This is a genomic window from Pseudomonas sp. AC252 (genome assembly GCF_979258105.1).
In genome coordinates this window covers 3,248,805-3,268,639 of the sequence record NZ_OZ409837.1, presented here as the reverse complement: position 1 = coordinate 3,268,639, position 19,835 = coordinate 3,248,805, and the positions used below count along the sequence as shown (strand labels likewise).

Sequence of the window (19,835 nt, the reverse complement as noted above, 5' to 3'; positions counted from 1 at the left end):
GCGAGCAGGCTCGCTCCCACAAGGGATTTGTGAACGTCGCAGATCCAATGTGGGAGCGCGCCTGCTCGCGAAGACGCCCTGCCAGGCGCCGCGAATCTACCGCTCAAACAACTCCATCTGCTCAAACCCGCCCCGCAGATCCTCCAGCCTCACTCCTACCCCTAACAACCGCACCGGTTTGCCGCCGCGATTGAACGCCTGCGTCAGCAGCAACTGATAACTACCCAAATCGCGCCCTGCCCCGGCCTGTTCCAGTGTGGTCTGGGTAAAATCATGAAATTTGACTTTGACGAACGGCTTGCCCGGTCGATAACTGCTGTCGATCCGCGACATGCGGGTTTGCAAGGTATCGAGCAGCTCGGGCAATTTGTCGAGGCAGGCGCGCAAATCCGGAAGATCAACATCGTAGGTGTTTTCCACACTGATCGACTGACGCCGACTGTCGTTGTGCACCAGACGGTCATCGATTCCACGGGCCAGATTCCATAAGCGCTCGCCGAAACTGCCAAATTCGCGCACCAACGCCAGCCTGCCCCACTCGCGCAGGTGCTGACAGTCAACGATGCCAAGCTTGCCGAGCTTGTCGGCGGTAACCTTGCCGACGCCGTGCAGCTTGCTTACCGGCAGACCACTGACGAACTCCTCGACCTGATCCGGGGTGATCACGAATAAACCGTTGGGTTTTTTCCAGTCGCTGGCGATCTTCGCCAGAAACTTGTTTGGCGCAACGCCTGCGGAAACGGTGATGTGCAGTTGATTGGAGACGCGGCGGCGAATGTCCTGGGCGATGCGCGTGGCGCTGCCGCCGAAATGCGCGCTGTCGGAGACGTCAAGGTAGGCCTCGTCCAGGGAAAGCGGCTCGATCAGGTCGGTGTAGTCGGCAAAGATCGTATGAATTTCCTTCGACGCTTCGCGATAAGCCTCCATGCGCGGCTTGACGATGGTCAGGTCCGGGCACAGCTTCAACGCATGCCCGGAGGCCATCGCCGAGCGAACACCATAGGCGCGCGCTTCATAGTTGCAGGTGGCGATCACCCCGCGTCGATCCGCCGAACCACCCACCGCTAACGGCTTGCCGGCCAAACGAGGATCATCGCGCATCTCGATGGCGGCGTAGAAACAGTCACAGTCAATGTGGATGATTTTTCGCTGGGTCATGTCGGAAAAAGACAACGTGGCAAGCCGGAGCGGCAGTATCTCACTCACACCTGTATATAGCACCAGTGGTTGAATGTTCTTTTCCGACCGTAGGAGATTTCCGCTGAATTTATTTTTTCAATCACAGATCAACACGCAATAGAGCTGAAAGCCTTGCGCCACCTGCCCTGTGCGCCGGCCAAGCGCCGCTAACATACGCTAAGCACTTGAACCTCAACAGATTTATCCAGATCGACGGTTGACAGACGCGCGAACCTCTGTAGAATGCCGCCACACAGACGCGGGATGGAGCAGTCTGGTAGCTCGTCGGGCTCATAACCCGAAGGTCGTCGGTTCAAATCCGGCTCCCGCAACCAAACATCAGAAAAGGCTACTCGAAAGAGTGGCCTTTTTTGTGCGCGTCTGTTTTGCAAATGAGCGCCCCGCTCAATCGCAAGCAAAACGGCAATTCGTTGCATTTCCGAAACTTACACATTACCTGCGACCGTTTGCCGCGATTTCGCAGTTATTTGACCCATTCCAGGATTAGCGGTTGACACCTCGCCGTTCGCCTGTAGAATGCCGCCACACAGACGCGGGATGGAGCAGTCTGGTAGCTCGTCGGGCTCATAACCCGAAGGTCGTCGGTTCAAATCCGGCTCCCGCAACCAAACATCAAAAAAGGCTACTCGAAAGAGTGGCCTTTTTTGTATCTGTTGAAAAAGTCCTTTCGCAACAATGATCTGTCACTGTGCAGTGAACCGCTGGGGATCATCGGAAACGCTGAGTTGCGACTATGCTTGAGTCGCAGACAGGGTTTCTGCAATCCAGGAACTGCCCTCGCCGATGCCCGACGAGAGGCGTAGTATTTTGTGATTATTTTTTTCTACAGGGATTGGTAACTTGGCTGGATACCTCCATCCTGTCGCGCACAATCCAAGAGGTGATTGATGCGCGCCAACTCGTCTGATCCACAAGACACCGTTACAGCAGAACAACCGATCAAACCCGAGCGTTTGCGCTGGCTGGATCGGTTAAGCAAATACCGTCAGCCGATCGGTCTGGCCGTCACGTTGCTGCTGTTTGCCATTGCCCTGATTGCCTGCCGCCATCTGCTCGCCGAGCTTGATCTCGATGCGCTGCATGACTCGATTCTCGATGTACCGAAACCGGCCCTGCTCGGTGCCATTGGCGCGACGGTGGTCGGTTTCATCATCCTGCTCGGCTATGAATGGTCGGCCAGCCGCTACGCCGGTGTAAAACTGCCGCCGCGCATGCTCGCGCTCGGCGGCTTCACCGCTTTTGCGATCGGCAATGCGATCGGCCTGTCGCTGCTCTCCGGTGGCTCGGTTCGCTATCGTTTATATGCGCGATTGGGCGTCGGTGCGTCGGAAGTCGCGCACATGACCTTGTTCGCCAGCCTCTCGCTGGGCTGCGCCTTGCCGCCGCTGGCCGCGCTGGCGACCTTGAGTAACCTGCCGGCCGCCTCGCAGGCCTTGGGATTGTCCGAAGTCTTGCTCGGTTCTGTCGCCGCTGCCGTATTGATCGTCGGTGCTGTGCTGGCAATCGGCATCTATCGCCGTCGTCTGCCGGAACAGCCCTACCCCGACAATCTGCTGGTCCGCGCCGGTCGGCGCACATTGCGCCTGCCGGGTCGGCGCCTGACCTTGCTGCAACTGGTGATCACCGCTCTCGATGTCGCGGCTGCCGCCACCGTTCTGTATTTGTTGCTGCCGGAAGCGCCGCCGTTTGCGCCGTTCCTGCTGGTGTATCTGCTGGCGCTGGCCGCCGGTGTACTCAGCCATGTACCGGGCGGCGTTGGCGTGTTCGAAGCGATTCTGCTCGCGGCGTTTGCCGACAAGCTTGGCGCCGCGCCGCTGGCCGCTGCCCTACTGCTGTATCGCCTGATCTACGTGGTGCTGCCGCTGCTGGTCGCTTGCGTATTGCTGCTGATCAACGAAGGCCAGCGCCTGTTTCAGACCCAGACCATGCGCGCCGCGTCCGGTCTGGCCGCGCCGATTCTGGCGGTGCTGGTGTTCCTGTCGGGCGTGGTGTTGCTGTTTTCCGGCGCGACCCCGGAGATCGACACGCGCCTGGAGCACATCGGTTTTCTGATCCCGCATCGCCTGGTCGACGCCTCGCACTTCGGCGCCAGCCTGATTGGCGTGCTGTGCCTGTTGCTCGCCCAAGGCCTGCGCCGGCGTCTGTCGGCGGCGTGGATGCTGACCACCATTCTGCTGCTGGTCGGCGCCCTGCTCTCGCTGCTTAAAGGCTTCGACTGGGAAGAAGCCACGCTGATGACGCTTACGGCCGCGCTGCTTGGCGTGTTTCGTCGCTCGTTCTATCGCCCGAGCCGTTTGACCGAACTGCCGTTTTCGCCGCTGTATCTGGTCGCCAGTCTCTGCGTGCTGGGGGCTTCGGCCTGGTTGCTGCTGTTCGCCTATCAGGACGTGCCCTACAGCCATCAACTGTGGTGGCAGTTCACCCTCGATGCTGACGCGCCGCGCGGCCTGCGCTCACTGCTCGGTGCGGCGGTATTGCTGGTGATCATCTCGCTGACCTGGCTGCTGCGCACCGCGCGCCCGGTGATTCATTTGCCGACGCCGGACGAACTCGACCGCGCGGCAAAAATCCTCATGGCCTCGTCGCAACCCGACGGCGGCCTCGCGCTGACCGGGGACAAGGCGTTGCTGTTTCATCCCAACGATGAGGCGTTCCTGATGTACGCCCGCCGTGGCCGCAGTCTGGTGGCGCTGTACGACCCGATCGGGCCGAGCCAGCAGCGCGCGGAAATGATCTGGCAGTTCCGCGACCTCTGCGACATCCATCACACGCGCCCCGTGTTCTATCAAGTGCGCGCGGAGAACCTGCCGTATTACATGGACATCGGCCTGACTGCGATCAAGCTCGGCGAAGAGGCCCGGGTCGATCTGCAGCGCTTTGATCTCGAAGCCAAGGGCAAGGAGATGAAGGACCTGCGCTACACCTGGAACCGCGGCACCCGCGATGGTCTGTCGCTGGAAATCCATGAGCCGGGGCAGGCGCCGATGGATGAGCTGAAAGTGATTTCCGATGCCTGGCTGACCGGCAAGAACGTGCGCGAGAAAGGCTTCTCCCTGGGCCGCTTCAGCGACGATTACCTGAAGCATTTCCGCATTGCGGTGATTCGCTTCGAAGGCCGCCCGGTGGCGTTCGCCAATCTGCTCGAGACCTACAGCCACGATCTGGCCAGTCTCGACCTGATGCGCGCGCACCCGGAAGCGCCGAAGCTGACCATGGAATTCATGATGGTCGGCCTGATTCAACACTATAAGAGTCACGGATACGCGCGCTTCAGCCTGGGCATGGTGCCGTTGTCGGGGTTGCAACCCCGGCGTGGCGCACCGCTGACCCAGCGTTTGGGCTCGATGGTTTTCCGCCGTGGTGAGCAGCTGTACAACTTCCAAGGCTTGCGCCGTTTCAAAGACAAGTTCCAGCCTGACTGGGAACCTCGTTATATGGCCGTGCCCGCCGGACTCGATCCGCTCGTGGCGCTGGCCGACACTGCTGCCCTGATCGCGGGCGGCTTGACTGGATTGGTGAAACGCTGATGATTCAACGCTCCCTGAAGTACATCCTGGCCGCCCTGCTGGTGCTGGCCGTGATTGCCGGCGGCGGTTACTGGTACCTCAAACGCCCGGCACCGGAACCGACCGTCGAACAACTCAAACCCGCCGATGGCGCGGCCATGACCCGAGTGATCCCGGGCAGCAAGCCGAAGGCTCAGGTGCTGGTCGCCGTCACCGACGAACAGAAGCTCTCCGAGAAACAACTGACCACCCTTAGCCGCAGCGCGTCGGCGCAGATCGTTCAGGTGATTCTGCCCAAGGACTGCCTGCTGCAAAGCCGCGCCCTGCAATCTGGCCTGCGCGAACTGAATGGCCCGGCCACCCTGGTCAGCGGTATCGGCCCAGGCGCTGTGCTGGCATGGCGCTGGCTGGCGGAACAGAAAGACGACAAGGCCCAGGCCGTCTCCGTCGATCTGGCCCTGGAAAAACCCGGCTGCACCCACCTGTTGCCGAAATCCGCCGCCCACGGCCACTGGCTGGTGGCGTGGAACGACAACCCGGACGATGCCAGCGCAGGCTTCGTGCGCGATCAGCCGAACGCCGAAACCAGCATCAGCGACTACGACATCAACCTGCCGCAAGTGCTGAACAACGAACTGCGCAAAATCCTCGTAGGCGGCGACAAGGCCAACGGCGGCCTGGCGATCCCGGTAGTTGAAGTGCCGGCCGGTCAGGCCAACGACACGGTGACGCTGTTCCTCTCCGGCGACGGCGGCTGGCGCGACCTCGACCGCGACGTGGCCGGGGAAATGGCCAAGATCGGCTACCCGGTGGTCGGCATTGACACCCTGCGCTACTACTGGCAGCACAAGAGCCCGGAGCAAAGCGCACTCGACCTCACCGAACTGATGCAGCACTACCGGCAGAAATGGGGCACCAAGCGCTTCATCCTCACCGGCTATTCGTTCGGCGCTGACGTACTCCCGGCGATCTACAACCGCCTGCCAGAGAACGAACAGCAGCGCGTCGACGCGATCATCCTGCTCGCCTTCGCCCGCACCGGCAGCTTCGAAATCGAAGTCGAAGGCTGGCTCGGCAACGCCGGCAAAGAAGCCGCCACCGGCCCGGAAATGGCCAAACTGCCGGCGGCCAAGGTTGTGTGCATCTATGGTGAAGAAGAGACGGATGAGAGTGGCTGCACGGACAAGACTGCTGTTGGTGAAGCGGTGAAACTGCCTGGCGGCCACCACTTCGACGAGAACTACCCGGCGCTGGCCAAGCGCTTGGTGGACTTGATCGAGAAGCGCCAGAGCAAGGACTCGGTCGCCGAAGAGTGATCTGAGCCACGCCCACAAAAAGCCCCCGCCATCTCGCGATGACGGGGGCTTTTTACATTTTTCAAGAACAGCATCAATTCCTGTGGGAGCGAGCTTGCTCGCGAAAGCGGCAGGTCAGTTAACACATTCGCCGACTGACACTACGCCTTCGCGAGCAAGCTCGCTCCCACAGGGGAATTGCGCTGGATTCAACAGTTTTGTGCCAAGGCTCGCAAATCTCTTGACTCTTCAGGAAGCCAAAAACGCCAAGTGTCCACATTCCATAAAACGTGGACACCTGCTTAATTGGCATTATCGAATCGTCAACTCCACACTCATTCATCTACCGAACAAATACCCACGTAACCGCCAGCAACGTTTAGTTTCGTTTACGTCTGGTCTCGCAATATCAGATGACGCCCACAGACCTTGTAGGCAAACTCCGAATCTCGTATTCGGGCGCTTTGCCGCTCTATTGCGCTGTTTTTCGACGGGATACTCTCCGGACGTCGCTGACCCATTCAGCGATCGGGTGTGGTAACCCGGAGAAACCATCGCAACAGCCCGCTCCTCGAGTTATGGCGGCTGTGCGTGGGACGCTTTCGAGCGTGCCGGTTTCCTTGGTTCCCGGTTTACCACCCTGCGTACAGTTGCCTCCCTTTCGCGTGGTAACGAAAGTCGCGGCGCTTCGAACTAAGGAGTAACACGATGACCGAACCTGATCTGCACGGACTCGCAAGCGTTAAAACCATCGGCTTCACCCCTTTCCTCTACAACTCGGATCAAGCGTTCTTCAACGTCCGCTCCGGCATTCCGATCATCGATGCCTTGTCGCAATCCTCCGACCTGCTGTCCCTCGCCAAATCCTTCGCCGAGGATGCTGCCTTCATCAGAGACACCGACCGCCATGCCTGGGCTGCGCATTACCTGACGGTGATGGGCAAAGCGTTGATTGATGATGTGATTCAGGCGTTGATGCCACGACCTGCTCGCACAAAGACCGAATCCGAAGAAGAATTGCCTGAAAGCCACTAACACCACAGAACCCTTGTGGGAGCGAGCTTGCTCGCGAATGCGGTGGGTCAGCCGAAGAATGCTTCTCCTGTCACTCAACCTTCGCGAGCAAGCTCGCTCCCACAGGGGGATTTGCGTGGGTTTGAAGTTTATGTGCAGGCACAAAAAAGCCCCCGCCAGCCACAAGGCCGATGGGGGCTTTTTCAGTTGAGGCGAGGCTTACATCTCCACCTGCGTCCCCAACTCAATCACCCGGTTCAGCGGCAGATTGAAGAACCGCAAGTTCCCATTGGCATTCTTCAACATGAACGCGAACAGCGCTTCACGCCAACGCGCCATGCCCTCAAGTTTCGAGGCAATCACCGTTTCACGGCTGAGGAAGTAGGTCGTGCGCATCGGGCTGAAGTCCAGATCATCCAGATGACACAGCTTCAGCGCTTGCGGCACGTCCGGCTCGTCGGTGAAGCCGAAGTGCAGGATCACCCGGAAGAAGCCTTCACCATGGGCTTCGACTTCGAAGCGCCGCGATGGCGGTACGCGCGGGATGTCTTCGTAAACCACCGTCAGCAGCACCACTTGCTCATGCAGCACCTGATTGTGCAAAAGGTTGTGCAACAGCGCATGCGGCACGGCGTCGGAACGAGCGGTGAGGAACACGGCGGTGCCCTGTACACGATGCGGGGGCTGCACGCGGATGCTGCTGATGAAGATCGGCAGCGGCAGCGCGCCTTCGTCGAGGCGTTCGACCAGCAGTTGTTTGCCGCGCTTCCAGGTGGTCATCAGCACGAACAGGGCGATACCGGCGATCACCGGGAACGCGCCGCCTTGAACGATCTTCGGCACGTTGGCGGCGAAGTACAGGCCATCCACCAGCAGGAAGCCAAGCAGCACCGGCACCGCAAGGATCGGTGGCCACTTCCACAGCAACAGCATGACCGCCGACACCAGAATGGTGGTCATCAGCATGGTCCCGGTCACTGCGACGCCGTAGGCCGAGGCCAGTGCGCCTGAGGATTCGAAGCCGATCACCAGCAGCACTACGCCGACCATCAGCGCCCAGTTCACCGCGCCGATGTAGATCTGGCCCTGCTCGTCGCTGGAAGTGTGCTGGATGTACATGCGCGGTATGTAACCGAGCTGGATCGCCTGACGGGTCAGGGAGAACGCACCGGAAATCACCGCTTGCGAAGCGATCACTGTGGCCAGGGTCGACAGGCCGACCAGCGGAATCAGCGCCCAGCTCGGTGCCAGCAGGTAGAACGGGTTACGCGCCGCGTCCGGGTTGTCCAGCAGCAATGCGCCCTGGCCGAAGTAGTTGAGCACCAGCGCCGGCAGCACCAGCAGGAACCAGGCGCGGGCGATCGGCTTGCGACCGAAGTGGCCCATGTCGGCGTACAGCGCTTCGGCGCCGGTCAGCGCCAGCACTACCGCGCCAAGGATCGCTACGCCCATGCCCGGGTGCACGACGAAAAAATTCACCGCCCACATCGGGTTCAGCGCGTGCAGCACTTCCGGGGTGTGGCTGATGCCGTACACACCGAGCGCGCCGAGGACGAGGAACCAGGTGACCATGATCGGCCCGAACAGAATGCCGATCCGCGCGGTACCGTGGCGCTGGATCAGAAACAGCGCGACCAGCACTACCAGCGACAGCGGCACCACCCAGTGATCGATGCCGTCAAACGCCAGGCCCAGGCCTTCGATCGCCGACAGCACCGAAATGGCCGGGGTGATCATGCTGTCGCCGTAGAACAGCGCCGCGCCGATCAGCCCGCACACCACCAACAGCGTGCGCAGACGCTTGCGCCCCGCCGCTGCCCGCCGTGCCAGCGCGGTGAGGGCCATGATGCCGCCTTCGCCCTGGTTGTCGGCGCGCAGGACGAACATCATGTATTTGATCGAGACCACCCAGATCAGCGACCAGAAGATCAACGACAGAATGCCCAGCACGCCGTCGTGATTGACCGGCACACCATAACCGCCGGAAAACACTTCCTTGAGGGTGTACAACGGGCTCGTGCCGATGTCGCCATAAACCACCCCGACCGCCGCGACCAGCATGCTCAGCGGTCTGCTCGCCGAACCCTCGGCGCCCGCCGCATGACTACTTGCCTGACCCATCCAACACTCCTGATCTCGATACCGGCTTCTTTGAAGGAAGCACTATGCTTTGAGTTGCAGCATGCGCTGTTTTACCTGTTGTTACAGACCAATGATTGACTGCACGAAATCGGTAAAGCTCAACGGCGCGAAGCATAGCGCAGCACTCGTCGTATTTCCCCGTATAAAGCTGGTCAAGTACGCTGCCCGCCGCTAGAATTGCGCACTTTTTGATCAGAGGCGCATCTTAAGCGCCCATCCGTCAGCTGCCGCGCGTGGCCAGCGACGTCACAAAACACCGAGGTTAGACATGTCCACCACTCCTGCGCCGGCCAATCCAAAGGTTGGCTTCGTATCTCTGGGTTGCCCGAAAGCACTGGTCGACTCCGAGCGCATCCTGACCCAGCTGCGTATGGAAGGCTATGACGTGGTGTCCACCTATCAGGACGCCGACGTGGTGGTGGTCAACACCTGCGGCTTCATCGATTCGGCCAAGGCTGAGTCGCTGGAAGTGATCGGCGAAGCGATCAAGGAAAACGGCAAGGTCATCGTCACCGGTTGCATGGGCGTGGAAGAAGGCAACATCCGCGACGTACACCCAAGCGTGCTCGCCGTGACCGGCCCGCAGCAGTACGAGCAAGTGGTCAACGCCGTGCACGAAGTGGTGCCGCCGCGTCAGGATCACAACCCGCTGATCGACCTGGTGCCGCCACAAGGTATCAAGCTGACCCCGCGCCACTACGCGTACCTGAAGATTTCCGAAGGCTGCAACCACAGCTGCTCGTTCTGCATCATCCCGTCGATGCGCGGCAAACTGGTCAGCCGTCCGGTTGGCGATGTGCTCGACGAGGCGCAGCGCCTGGTCAAATCCGGCGTTAAAGAGCTGTTGGTGATTTCGCAAGACACCAGCGCTTACGGCATTGACGTGAAGTACCGCACCGGTTTCTGGAACGGCGCGCCGGTGAAAACCCGCATGACCGAACTCTGCGAAGCCTTGAGCACTTTGGGCGTCTGGGTCCGCTTGCACTACGTCTATCCATACCCGCATGTCGACGAGCTGATTCCGCTGATGGCCGCGGGCAAAATCCTGCCGTACCTGGATATCCCGTTCCAGCACGCCAGCCCGAAAGTGCTGAAGTCGATGAAACGCCCGGCGTTCGAAGACAAGACCCTGGCGCGGATCAAGAACTGGCGCGAAATCTGCCCGGACCTGATCATCCGTTCGACCTTCATCGTCGGCTTCCCGGGCGAAACCGAAGAAGACTTCCAGTACCTGCTCAACTGGCTGACCGAAGCCCAGCTCGACCGCGTCGGCTGCTTCCAGTACTCGCCGGTTGACGGCGCGCCAGCGAATGATCTGGATCTGGAAGTGGTGCCGGACGACGTCAAGCAGGATCGTTGGGAGCGCTTCATGGCGCACCAGCAGGCGATCAGCTCGGCACGCCTGCAAATGCGCATCGGTCGTGAGATTGAAGTGCTGGTGGATGAAGTTGACGAGCAAGGTGCGGTCGGCCGCTGCTTCTTCGACGCCCCGGAAATCGATGGCAACGTGTTTATCGACAATGGCAGCAACCTGAAGCCGGGCGACAAGGTCTGGTGCAAGGTGACCGATGCCGACGAATACGACCTGTGGGCTGAGCAGATCTAAGCACCGCAAAATACCTGTGGGAGCGAGCCTGCTCGCGAATGCGCTGGGTCAGTCGCTGTAAATATTGCCTGCCACAATGCCTTCGCGAGCAGGCTCGCTCCCACAAGTGAATAGCGCTGTATCCAGAAGCCCCGCTCTTTTACGAGATGCGGGGTTTTTTTGCGGCTATCGTTTAGCGGGGGACGGACTCCCTTGAACCGCACAAGAGGCACACGCACATGCGCCAGCATTCGGTCATTCACACACCGAAAATCAGCGATTACGAAGAACTGACCCGGGTCTGGGAGACCTCGGTCCGTGCGACTCACCAGTTCCTGCCGGACAGCTACATCGAGCTGCTGCGCAATCTGGTGCTCACCCGCTATCTTGATGCGGTCATGCTGATCTGCACCAAGGATCGCCAGCAGCGCATCACCGGGTTTGCCGGTGTGGCGGCGGGCAAGATTGAAATGTTGTTCATCGATCCTGATCATCGTGGTCAAGGCTTGGGCAAGCAGTTGCTCCGATATGCGATCGAACGGCTCAACGCCGATGAACTCGACGTCAATGAGCAGAACCCGCAAGCCTTGGGTTTTTATGAAAAGCAGGGATTTGAAGTGATCGGCCGCTCCGAGGTCGATGGCATGGGCCAGCCGTATCCGCTGCTGCATATGCGCTTGAGGCAAAACCAGCAGCGCGCGAACCATGCCTGACACCACATAGAACCCTGTGGGAGCTGGCTTGCCAGCGATGCAGACGCCGCGGTGACCGACAAATGCCAAGGCGATGCCATCGCTGGCAAGCCAGCTCCCACAGGCAAAGCGACCATCCAGCAAATGGAACCGGGCTTAACCGCTTCCACACAGGTACAATGCCCACCCCTTTTTTGTTACGGCCCCGTCATGACTGACCCGATTCGCCTCTCCAAACGCCTCATCGAACTGGTCGGTTGCTCCCGCCGGGAGGCCGAGCTGTTCATCGAGGGCGGCTGGGTCACCGTGGACGGCGAAGTCATCGATGAGCCGCAATTCAAGGTCGGCGAGCAAAAGGTCGAGCTCGACAAGGACGCCAAGGCCACCGCGCCGGAGCCGGTGACCATCCTGCTCAACGCGCCGCCCGGCATGGATGTCGACAGCGCCATGCAATCGCTCAGCGCCGAAACCCTCAGCGAAGAGCATCGCTATGGCAAGCGTCCGTTGCGCGGGCATTTCCTGCGCCTGACCGCCAGCGCCGACCTGCAGCCCAAGGCCAGCGGCCTGCTGGTGTTCACCCAGGACTGGAAAATCCTGCGCAAGCTCACCGCCGACGCTGCGAAGATCGAGCAGGAGTACATCGTCGAAGTCGAAGGTGAGATGGCTGCCCACGGCCTCAACCGTTTGCAGCATGGCCTGACCCACAAGGGCAAGGAGCTGCCGCCGGTCAAGGCCAGTTGGCAGAACGAAAACCGACTGCGCTTCGCCATGAAAAACCCGCAGCCGGGAATTATTGCGCAGTTCTGCGAAGCGGTTGGCCTGAAGGTCATCGGCATCCGCCGCATCCGCATCGGCGGCGTCTCGATCGGCAAGGTCCCGCTCGGCCAATGGCGCTACCTGTCCGGCAAAGAGAAGTTTTAAGACTTCCCCTGCCGCCCCACATTTCGGCAGCGCCCGCGAGCGCTGCCCACAACGCATCAGGAATACCGACATGGTTCATAACGACGTACTGCGCAGCGTGCGCTACATGCTCGACATCAGCGACAAGAAAGTTGTCGAAATCATCAAACTGGGCGGCATGGACGTCACGCTCGCCGATGTCATCACCTGGCTCGACAAGAAAGAAGAAGACGAAGAAGGCTTCGTGCGCTGCCCGGACGAAGTCATCGCGCACTTCCTCGACGGCCTGGTGATCTTCAAGCGCGGCAAGGACGAAAGCCGTCCGCCGCAACCGATCGAAGTACCAGTGACCAACAACATCATTCTGAAAAAACTGCGCGTGGCCTTCGAACTGAAAGAAGACGACATGCACGCGATCCTCAAGGCTGCCGAGTTTCCGGTATCCAAGCCTGAACTGAGCGCGCTGTTCCGCAAGGTCGGCCACACCAACTATCGCCCGTGCGGCGACCAGTTGCTGCGTAACTTCCTCAAAGGGCTCACGCTGCGCGTGAGAGCCTGAAAACAGCTGCAAGCTGCAAGCTGCAAGTTAGCCCCTGCTTTAACTTGCCGCTTGTGGCTTGCAACTCGAAGCTGGCCGCATGGCCCCTCATTCCCTCCGAAAATAGTGGCTCCGCTTTTCGCGGCTGACGACTAGGGTGTACTGATCCCTAATCTTCAGGACTCGCCATGCATCCCTATTTTTCCCTGCAAGGCCGCACCGCTCTGGTGACTGGCGGCACCCGTGGTATCGGCAAAATGATCGCCATGGCATTCGTCGAGGCCGGCGCCCATGTCTACGTGTGCTCGCGCGACGTTGAAGCCTGCCATCAAACCGCCGAAGAACTTGGCGCCACGGGCATTTGCCACGGCGTGGCGGCAAATCTGGCGACCGAAGAAGGCGTACGGGAATTGGCCGCGCGTCTGGGCGAGCAGATCACTCATCTGGACATTCTGGTGAACAATGCGGGCACCACGTGGGGCGCGCCGCTGGAGAGTTATCCGGTCAAGGGCTGGGAGAAGGTCATGCAGCTCAACGTGACCTCGGTGTTCAGTTGCATCCAGCAGTTTCTGCCGTTGCTGCGCAAGGCTGGCTCGGCGGCGAATCCGGCTCGGATCATAAATATCGGTTCGGTGGCGGGGATTTCTTCGTTTGGCGAGCAGGCGTATGCCTATGGGCCGAGCAAGGCCGCCCTGCATCAGTTGTCGCGAATTCTGGCGCGGGAACTGGTGAGCCAGCACATCAACGTCAACGTGATTGCGCCGGGACGGTTCCCGAGCAAGATGACCCAGCATATTGGTAATGATGAACAGGCGTTGGCTGAGGATACTGCGCTGATTCCGATGAAGCGCTGGGGGCGCGAGGAAGAGATGGCGGCGCTGGCGATCAGCCTGGCGAGTACGGCGGGGGCTTATATGACCGGGAATATCATTCCTCTGGATGGTGGGTTCAGTTTGTAGATCGGCGGTGCGGCCTTCGCGAGCAGGCTCGCTCCCACAGGATTTGTGCACGACATAGATCCACTGTGGGAGCGAGCCTGCTCGCGATAGCGGAAGCCCTGTCACCACCAGACTTGAAGCGAGCCGGGTTATCATGCCCGCCCTACCCCGCTTCGAATGCAAACCATGACTTACAGCGTGTCCCCGATCGGCTTCGTGCGCTCCTGTTTCAAGGAGAAGTTCGCCATTCCCCGCCAGCCACAACTGGCCCCGGCCGCCCGTGGCGTGCTGGAGCTGGTGGCGCCGTTCGATCAGGGTGACGCGGTGCAGGGGCTGGAGCAGGTCAGTCACGTGTGGCTGTTGTTCCTGTTTCATCAGGCACTGGAAGACAAGCCGCGCCTGAAGGTGCGCCCGCCGCGACTGGGCGGCAACAAGTCGATGGGCGTGTTCGCCACCCGCGCCACACACCGACCGAACGGCATCGGGCAATCAGTGGTGAAGCTGGACAAGGTCGAGGCCAATCGCCTGTTTATTTCCGGGATCGATCTGCTCGACGGCACGCCGGTGCTGGATATCAAACCGTACGTGCCGTATGCCGACATCATCCCGGCGGCGACCAACGACATCGCCAGCGCCGCGCCGCAGCTGATCGACGTGCAATGGGCGGATTCGGCGTTGAAACAGGCGCACACACACGCTCAGCGCCTCGGCGAGCCATTGGTTGGACTGATTGAACAGTGCCTGGCTCAGGATCCGCGTCCGGCGTATCAGACACCGACGCCGGAGCGTGAATATGGCGCACAGTTCTGGGATCTGGACGTGCGCTGGCATTACCCGACGCCCGAACAGATCCGCGTGCTGGAAGTCATCCCGGCCTCAGCGTAGACCCCGGAAACGAAAAAGCCCGCGCTGCCTCTCAGGCAACGCGGGCTTTTTGCTTTTCTGTAGGAGTGAGCCTGCTCGCGATTGCGGTGGATCAGTCAAGATGGATTTCGACTGACACGGCCCTATCGCGAGCAGGCTCACTCCTACAAAGGGGTGTTATTTTTCGACGAACGCACGCTCGATCAGGTAATCACCCGGCTCGCGCATCCGCGCCGAGATCTTCAGGCCGAAGCTGTCGAGCACTTCGCTGGTCTCGTCGAGCATGCTTGGGCTGCCGCAGATCATCGCACGGTCGTCCTGCGGGTTGATCGGTGGCAGACCGATGTCGCTGAACAGCTTGCCGCTGCGCATCAGGTCGGTGAGACGGCCCTGATTTTCGAACGGCTCGCGGGTCACGGTCGGGTAGTAGATCAGCTTGTCACGCAGCGCTTCGCCGAAGAACTCGTTCTGCGGCAGGTGCTCGGTGATGAATTCGCGGTAGGCGACTTCGTTGACGTAACGCACACCGTGGACCAGGATCACTTTTTCAAAGCGCTCGTAGGTTTCCGGGTCCTGAATGACGCTCATGAACGGCGCCAGACCGGTGCCGGTGCTCAGCAGGTACAAATGCTTGCCCGGGTTCAGGTCATCAAGAACCAGCGTGCCGGTAGGCTTCTTCGAGATGATGATCTCATCGCCTTCCTTCAAGTGCTGCAGCTGGGAGGTCAGCGGACCGTCCTGCACCTTGATGCTGAAGAACTCGAGATGCTCTTCCCAGTTCGGGCTGGCGATCGAGTAAGCGCGCATAAGCGGGCGGCCGTTGGGCTGTTGCAGGCCGATCATCACGAACTGACCGTTCTCGAAGCGCAGGCCCGGATCGCGGGTGCACTTGAAGCTGAACAGAGTGTCGTTCCAGTGATGAACACTGAGGACACGCTCGTGGTTCATGTTGCTCATGTACGTTTGACTCCTGGAGATTGGTCTGCGCGGCTCAATGAGGCTTAACGTGCGCAATTGCATCGCATTCTAATAGCGACGACAATATCTGTTAACTGGATTATTAAGATAAGGGTTATCGGTTATATCGATATGCGATTTACTCTCCGTCAACTGCAAGTCTTCGTCGCCGTCGCCCAGCAGGAAAGCGTATCCCGCGCTGCGGGTCTGCTCAACCTCTCGCAATCGGCGGCCAGCACTTCGATCACCGAGCTCGAGCGCCAGTCCAGTTGCCAGCTGTTCGACCGCGCCGGCAAACGCCTGAGCCTCAACGCCCTCGGCAAACAACTGTTGCCGCAAGCGGTGGCCCTGCTCGATCAGGCCAAGGAAATCGAAGACCTGCTCAATGGCAAATCCGGTTTCGGCTCTTTATCAGTGGGGGCGACGCTGACCATTGGCAACTATCTGGCCACCCTGCTGATCGGCAGCTTCATGCAGCGGCACCCGGAAAGTCAGGTCAAGCTGCACGTGCAGAACACTGCCAATATCGTGCAGCAAGTCGCGCATTACGAAATTGATCTGGGTCTGATTGAAGGCGATTGCAGCCACCCCGACATCGAAGTGCAGAGCTGGGTCGAGGATGAGCTGGTGGTGTTCTGTGCGCCGCAACATCCGCTGGCCAAACGCGGCAGCGCGACGATGGAAGAACTGACCCACGAGGCGTGGATCCTGCGTGAACAGGGTTCCGGCACGCGGCTGACCTTCGACCAGGCCATGCGTCACCATCGCAGCGCGCTGAACATCCGTCTTGAGCTGGAACACACCGAAGCGATCAAGCGCGCAGTGGAATCAGGGCTGGGAATTGGCTGCATTTCGCGGCTGGCGCTGCGCGATGCCTTCCGGCGCGGCAGTCTGGTGCCGGTGGAGACGCCGGACCTGGATCTGGCCCGGCAGTTCTATTTCATCTGGCACAAACAGAAATACCAGACCTCGGCCATGCGCGAGTTTCTCGAGCTGTGCCGCGCCTTCACCGCCGGGGTGCAGCGCAGCGACGAGATCGTCTTGCCGACCATTGCTTAAAGCAGAATCACCGCCCACACCAGGCCAATCATGCTCAACGCCACGAACTGCGCAGCGCTGCCCATGTCCTTGGCGTTCTTCGACAGCGGGTGCAGTTCCAGCGAGATGCGGTCGATGGCCGCTTCCACCGCTGAATTGAGCAGCTCGACAATCAGAGCGAGCAAGCAAACAGCAATCAACACCGCCTGCTCGACACGGCTGACATTGAGGAAGAATGTCAGCGGAATCAGCACCACGTTGAGCAGCACCAATTGACGGAACGCCGCTTCGCCGGTGAAGGCGGCGCGCAGGCCGTCGAGCGAATAGCCGGAAGCGTTGAGAATGCGTTTCAGGCCGGTCTGGCCCTTGAAAGGTGACATAAGAAAGAAACCAGCCAAAAAGGAGTGGGGAAGCTAGATCAACGAAAGTCAAAAAAGCGTGAAACCGCCAGCCATCACTGGCTCGGAATTGACTCAAGTTGTTGCAGCAGTAAAGCCGCTTGTGTGCGAGTGCGCACATTCAATTTGCGAAAGATCGCCGTGACGTGGGCCTTGATGGTCGCTTCCGACACGCTCAGCTCATAAGCGATCTGTTTGTTCAGCAGACCTTCGCAGACCATGGTCAGCACGCGGAACTGTTGCGGCGTCAGGCTGGCGAGGCCATCACTGGCGGCTTTCGCCTCATCGGACACGCTCACCGCTTCGAAGGCTTGCGGCGGCCAGAACACATCGCCATCAAGCACCTTGCGCACCGCTTCCTGAATCACGCTCAGATCGCTGGATTTTGGAATGAAGCCACTGGCGCCGAACTCGCGGGATTTGACCATCACCGAGGCTTCTTCCTGGGCCGAGACCATCACCACTGGAATCTGCGGGTACTGCCCGCGCAGCAGCACCAAGCCGGAAAAACCGTAGGCGCCGGGCATGTTCAGGTCCAGCAGGACCAGATCCCAGTCAGCCTTTTCGGCCAGGCGCGCTTCCAGTTCGGCAATGCTCGCCACCTCCACCAACCGCACGTCCGAGCCAAGGCCCAGCGTCACTGCCTGGTGCAGGGCGCTGCGAAACAGGGGGTGATCATCGGCAATCAGGATGTCGTATGTGGCCATTTTTCAAATGATCCTGTTTTTGATGGCCCGCCAGTGCATTCCGGTCAGACCAAAGCAACTCAAGATGCCACATTCCGGCGACATCCACAGGGGCACGTTCAACGCCAATCAGCAACAAACACGGCGTTTCAAACCTTGGCCGCACCCTAATCGGCGCCAAGCATGCCCAGCGCAGCCGGGGTGGTCAAGCAACATGGCCAGCGCTAGCGACAGTATGGGCCACTATCGGGCCAACTCCGGCTGCGGCTTTCGTATATAAGGCAGCAGCTCGGCGTGAGCGGGGGTCGATTCGTTCAGGTCCAGTTGCTGTTTCGCACCAAGGTAATGCTGGCTGAACACATCGAAATAAGCGTCCAGCGCCGAAGCGGCATCGCTGTCACCGGCCAGTTCCAGGCACAACGCTGCGACTTCGGCGGTGCACAGGTGCTCGCTGCGGGTCGAACGGCGCAAACGGTAACGCGAGAGTTTGTCCGGCAGCAGGCTGAGGATCGGTAAGCGTTCGAAATACGGACTCTTGCGGAAAATCTTCCGCGCTTCAGTCCAGGTCGCATCGAGCAGAATGAACAGCGGGCGCTTGCTGCTATCGACACTCACCGTGTTGGTTACCCGCGACGGCTCGACATATTCACCCGGAAACACCAGATATGGCTGCCATTGCGGATCGTTGAGCAGCGCAAGCATTTGCGGGTCGGGCTCGGTGCGTGACCAGATGAACGCATGGTTGTCGCGCACCACGTCGGCAATCAGCCAACCGGTATTGCTTGGCTTGAAGACTTCCTTGCCGGTCATGATCAGGCACACGCCAGAACGGGTGTCGACGCTTGGCCGCCAGGCGCACAGGCAATGACTGATGATCACTCGACAATCGCGGCAACGTTCCGAGCGAAAGCCGCGCGCCTGAATCGGCTTGATGCCTTCGTCCTCACGCTGATCGCGCAGGCGGGCCACGGCGTTGGGGGCATGGTTCATCACCGGCAACACCGGCAGACTGGGAAACTCGACACGAACGACACTCGGCAGGGCAATAAAGGCCGGCAGTTTACCAGAGCGACGGCCACAAGCCTGTACCGTCCAGACCGGCTCCCCTATAATTCGCCGCCACTGAACGCACCGCCCCGTGACGGGTCGAACCACCAGTCACCGAATCAGGAGAGTTTCATGCTGCGCCTTATCGTTCCTACCGCTGCCATTCTGCTGGCGTCGTCCTTTACCGCTCAGGCTGCGTCCCTGAGTGAGCAGAATCTGAACCGAGAGCTGCGCAACGTCGCCGCCCAAAGCAGCGTCGGCACGCCACGGGCGATCAATGAAGACATTCTTGATCAAGGCTACACCGTCGAAGGCACGCAACTGATCAACCATCTGAGCGTGCAAAAGAGCCACGCCGACAAGATGCGCGCCGATCCCAAGGCTGTGTATTTCCAATTGGGCGCGTCGGTCTGCAACAACCCGTCGTACCGCAAGCTGATGGCCAAGGGCGCGATCATGCGTTACGACTTCACCGAAGTGAAAACCAACAAAGCCATCGGTTCGGCCAGCTATCAGGAATCCGATTGCCCGAAATCCGCGCCGGCGAAGAAGAAGTAATCAGCGCGAAGCATTAGCGCGCCGCTGTTCATCCTCGGCGCGCAATTCCGCAACCAGAGCCTGCAGATAGCGCGAGCGGCGCTCGCCGCCCGCCAATCGTCGGCAGCACTCCTCCTCGAGACTCAATTGATTGGTCTTGGCCGACTCTTGCAACATCCGATACAGCTGCGTATCGATCTCCAGAACCACTCTGGTCATGCATCCCGCCTCCTTGCCACCGACAAATCCTTGAATTGCCTGCCTTGCACTAACGCAAGGTTGTCTTGCGACATCTGTAGTTGAGTAAATCAGAGTGATGGCCCTTTGCGACACGTTCAGACGAGCGGTGACGCTTTGGCGCAAATCAGAAGCGGTTGCCAGGCAAAACGTTACAGCGCACTGTTCAAGTCAGCGCGAATGCGTGCGAGGGTCTAGATTGAGAGTATTCCCGAACATTCGTTAACGGCAGAAATGGAACTGCCGGCCCTGTGTGTTTTG

The 19,835-nt window shown here is 60.0% G+C and carries 18 protein-coding genes and 2 tRNA genes; 13 read left to right on the top strand and 7 right to left on the bottom strand.

Annotated elements, in window-relative coordinates; translation table 11 throughout:
• Positions 1-96: 96 nt before the first annotated feature.
• Positions 97-1,158 carry a DNA polymerase IV gene (gene dinB / locus ACZZZ4_RS14845; RefSeq protein WP_463548109.1) on the bottom strand — a complete coding sequence of 354 codons (1,062 nt, stop codon included), beginning with the start codon at positions 1,156-1,158 and terminating at the stop codon, positions 97-99.
• A gap of 279 nt (positions 1,159-1,437) precedes the next feature.
• On the opposite strand from dinB, the gene ACZZZ4_RS14840 reads away from it, so the two are divergent.
• From ACZZZ4_RS14840 to ACZZZ4_RS14820, 5 genes are all read left to right on the top strand, one after another.
• Positions 1,438-1,514 (top strand) — tRNA-Met (locus ACZZZ4_RS14840).
• A 217-nt stretch (positions 1,515-1,731) separates the two neighbouring features.
• Positions 1,732-1,808, top strand: a tRNA-Met gene (locus ACZZZ4_RS14835).
• A gap of 279 nt (positions 1,809-2,087) precedes the next feature.
• Positions 2,088-4,727: a bifunctional lysylphosphatidylglycerol flippase/synthetase MprF gene (mprF, locus tag ACZZZ4_RS14830; protein WP_129998815.1), complete on the top strand. Its 2,640-nt coding sequence runs from the start codon at positions 2,088-2,090 to the stop codon at positions 4,725-4,727.
• On the top strand, positions 4,727-6,022 hold the full coding sequence (locus ACZZZ4_RS14825) for a virulence factor family protein (protein ID WP_460124593.1): 1,296 nt from the start codon (positions 4,727-4,729) through the stop codon (positions 6,020-6,022). Before mprF ends, ACZZZ4_RS14825 begins: the two co-directional genes overlap by 1 nt.
• Before the next feature lie 687 nt (positions 6,023-6,709).
• Positions 6,710-7,036, top strand: a complete 327-nt coding sequence (locus ACZZZ4_RS14820; RefSeq protein ID WP_463548108.1) for a DUF3077 domain-containing protein — start codon at positions 6,710-6,712, stop codon at positions 7,034-7,036.
• A 198-nt stretch (positions 7,037-7,234) separates the two neighbouring features.
• Here the strand turns inward: ACZZZ4_RS14820 and ACZZZ4_RS14815 are convergent, their stop codons facing one another.
• The gene (locus tag ACZZZ4_RS14815; RefSeq protein ID WP_372339860.1) at positions 7,235-9,076 is read right to left on the bottom strand and encodes a potassium transporter Kup; all 1,842 of its coding nucleotides are present in this window, start codon (positions 9,074-9,076) and stop codon (positions 7,235-7,237) included.
• Between the two features lie 349 nt (positions 9,077-9,425).
• Between ACZZZ4_RS14815 and rimO the strand changes: the two genes are divergently transcribed.
• From rimO to tsaA, 6 genes are all read left to right on the top strand, one after another.
• On the top strand, positions 9,426-10,763 hold the full coding sequence (gene rimO / locus ACZZZ4_RS14810) for a 30S ribosomal protein S12 methylthiotransferase RimO (RefSeq protein WP_463548107.1): 1,338 nt from the start codon (positions 9,426-9,428) through the stop codon (positions 10,761-10,763).
• A gap of 218 nt (positions 10,764-10,981) precedes the next feature.
• Positions 10,982-11,455, top strand: coding sequence for a GNAT family N-acetyltransferase (locus ACZZZ4_RS14805; RefSeq protein WP_463548106.1), 474 nt, complete (start codon positions 10,982-10,984; stop codon positions 11,453-11,455).
• Positions 11,456-11,644: 189 nt separating this feature from the next.
• Positions 11,645-12,355 (top strand): rRNA pseudouridine synthase, encoded by a 711-nt coding sequence (locus ACZZZ4_RS14800; RefSeq protein WP_129998808.1) that lies wholly within the window; start codon positions 11,645-11,647, stop codon positions 12,353-12,355.
• Positions 12,356-12,425: 70 nt separating this feature from the next.
• Positions 12,426-12,893, top strand: a complete 468-nt coding sequence (locus ACZZZ4_RS14795) for a YehS family protein (protein ID WP_016771408.1) — start codon at positions 12,426-12,428, stop codon at positions 12,891-12,893.
• 167 nt (positions 12,894-13,060) lie between these two features.
• Positions 13,061-13,831, top strand: a complete 771-nt coding sequence (locus tag ACZZZ4_RS14790) for an SDR family oxidoreductase (protein ID WP_463548105.1) — start codon at positions 13,061-13,063, stop codon at positions 13,829-13,831.
• A gap of 156 nt (positions 13,832-13,987) precedes the next feature.
• A complete protein-coding gene (tsaA, locus tag ACZZZ4_RS14785) occupies positions 13,988-14,695 on the top strand; it encodes a tRNA (N6-threonylcarbamoyladenosine(37)-N6)-methyltransferase TrmO (protein ID WP_463548104.1) in 708 nt (235 codons plus the stop codon).
• A gap of 156 nt (positions 14,696-14,851) precedes the next feature.
• On the opposite strand, the gene fpr is transcribed toward tsaA, so the two are convergent.
• Positions 14,852-15,631, bottom strand: coding sequence for a ferredoxin-NADP reductase (fpr, locus tag ACZZZ4_RS14780; RefSeq protein ID WP_007908723.1), 780 nt, complete (start codon positions 15,629-15,631; stop codon positions 14,852-14,854).
• 132 nt (positions 15,632-15,763) lie between these two features.
• On the opposite strand from fpr, the gene ACZZZ4_RS14775 reads away from it, so the two are divergent.
• Positions 15,764-16,690, top strand: a complete 927-nt coding sequence (locus tag ACZZZ4_RS14775) for a LysR family transcriptional regulator (RefSeq protein WP_024011881.1) — start codon at positions 15,764-15,766, stop codon at positions 16,688-16,690.
• Here ACZZZ4_RS14775 and ACZZZ4_RS14770 read toward each other — a convergent pair.
• The 3 genes from ACZZZ4_RS14770 to ACZZZ4_RS14760 form a co-directional block, all read right to left on the bottom strand.
• Positions 16,687-17,049 (bottom strand): diacylglycerol kinase, encoded by a 363-nt coding sequence (locus ACZZZ4_RS14770; protein WP_016771411.1) that lies wholly within the window; start codon positions 17,047-17,049, stop codon positions 16,687-16,689. The genes ACZZZ4_RS14775 and ACZZZ4_RS14770 overlap by 4 nt on opposite strands.
• 74 nt (positions 17,050-17,123) lie before the next feature.
• Positions 17,124-17,774, bottom strand: a complete 651-nt coding sequence (gene erdR, locus ACZZZ4_RS14765; RefSeq protein WP_129998806.1) for a response regulator transcription factor ErdR — start codon at positions 17,772-17,774, stop codon at positions 17,124-17,126.
• 222 nt (positions 17,775-17,996) lie between these two features.
• Positions 17,997-18,743: a tRNA-uridine aminocarboxypropyltransferase gene (locus tag ACZZZ4_RS14760; RefSeq protein ID WP_463548103.1), complete on the bottom strand. Its 747-nt coding sequence runs from the start codon at positions 18,741-18,743 to the stop codon at positions 17,997-17,999.
• Between the two features lie 189 nt (positions 18,744-18,932).
• Here ACZZZ4_RS14760 and ACZZZ4_RS14755 point away from each other — a divergent pair, with 189 nt between their 5' ends.
• On the top strand, positions 18,933-19,358 hold the full coding sequence (locus ACZZZ4_RS14755; RefSeq protein ID WP_463548102.1) for a PA3611 family quorum-sensing-regulated virulence factor: 426 nt from the start codon (positions 18,933-18,935) through the stop codon (positions 19,356-19,358).
• Here the strand turns inward: ACZZZ4_RS14755 and ACZZZ4_RS14750 are convergent, their stop codons facing one another.
• The gene (locus ACZZZ4_RS14750; RefSeq protein ID WP_463548101.1) at positions 19,359-19,556 is read right to left on the bottom strand and encodes a hypothetical protein; all 198 of its coding nucleotides are present in this window, start codon (positions 19,554-19,556) and stop codon (positions 19,359-19,361) included.
• Positions 19,557-19,835 lie beyond the last annotated feature (279 nt).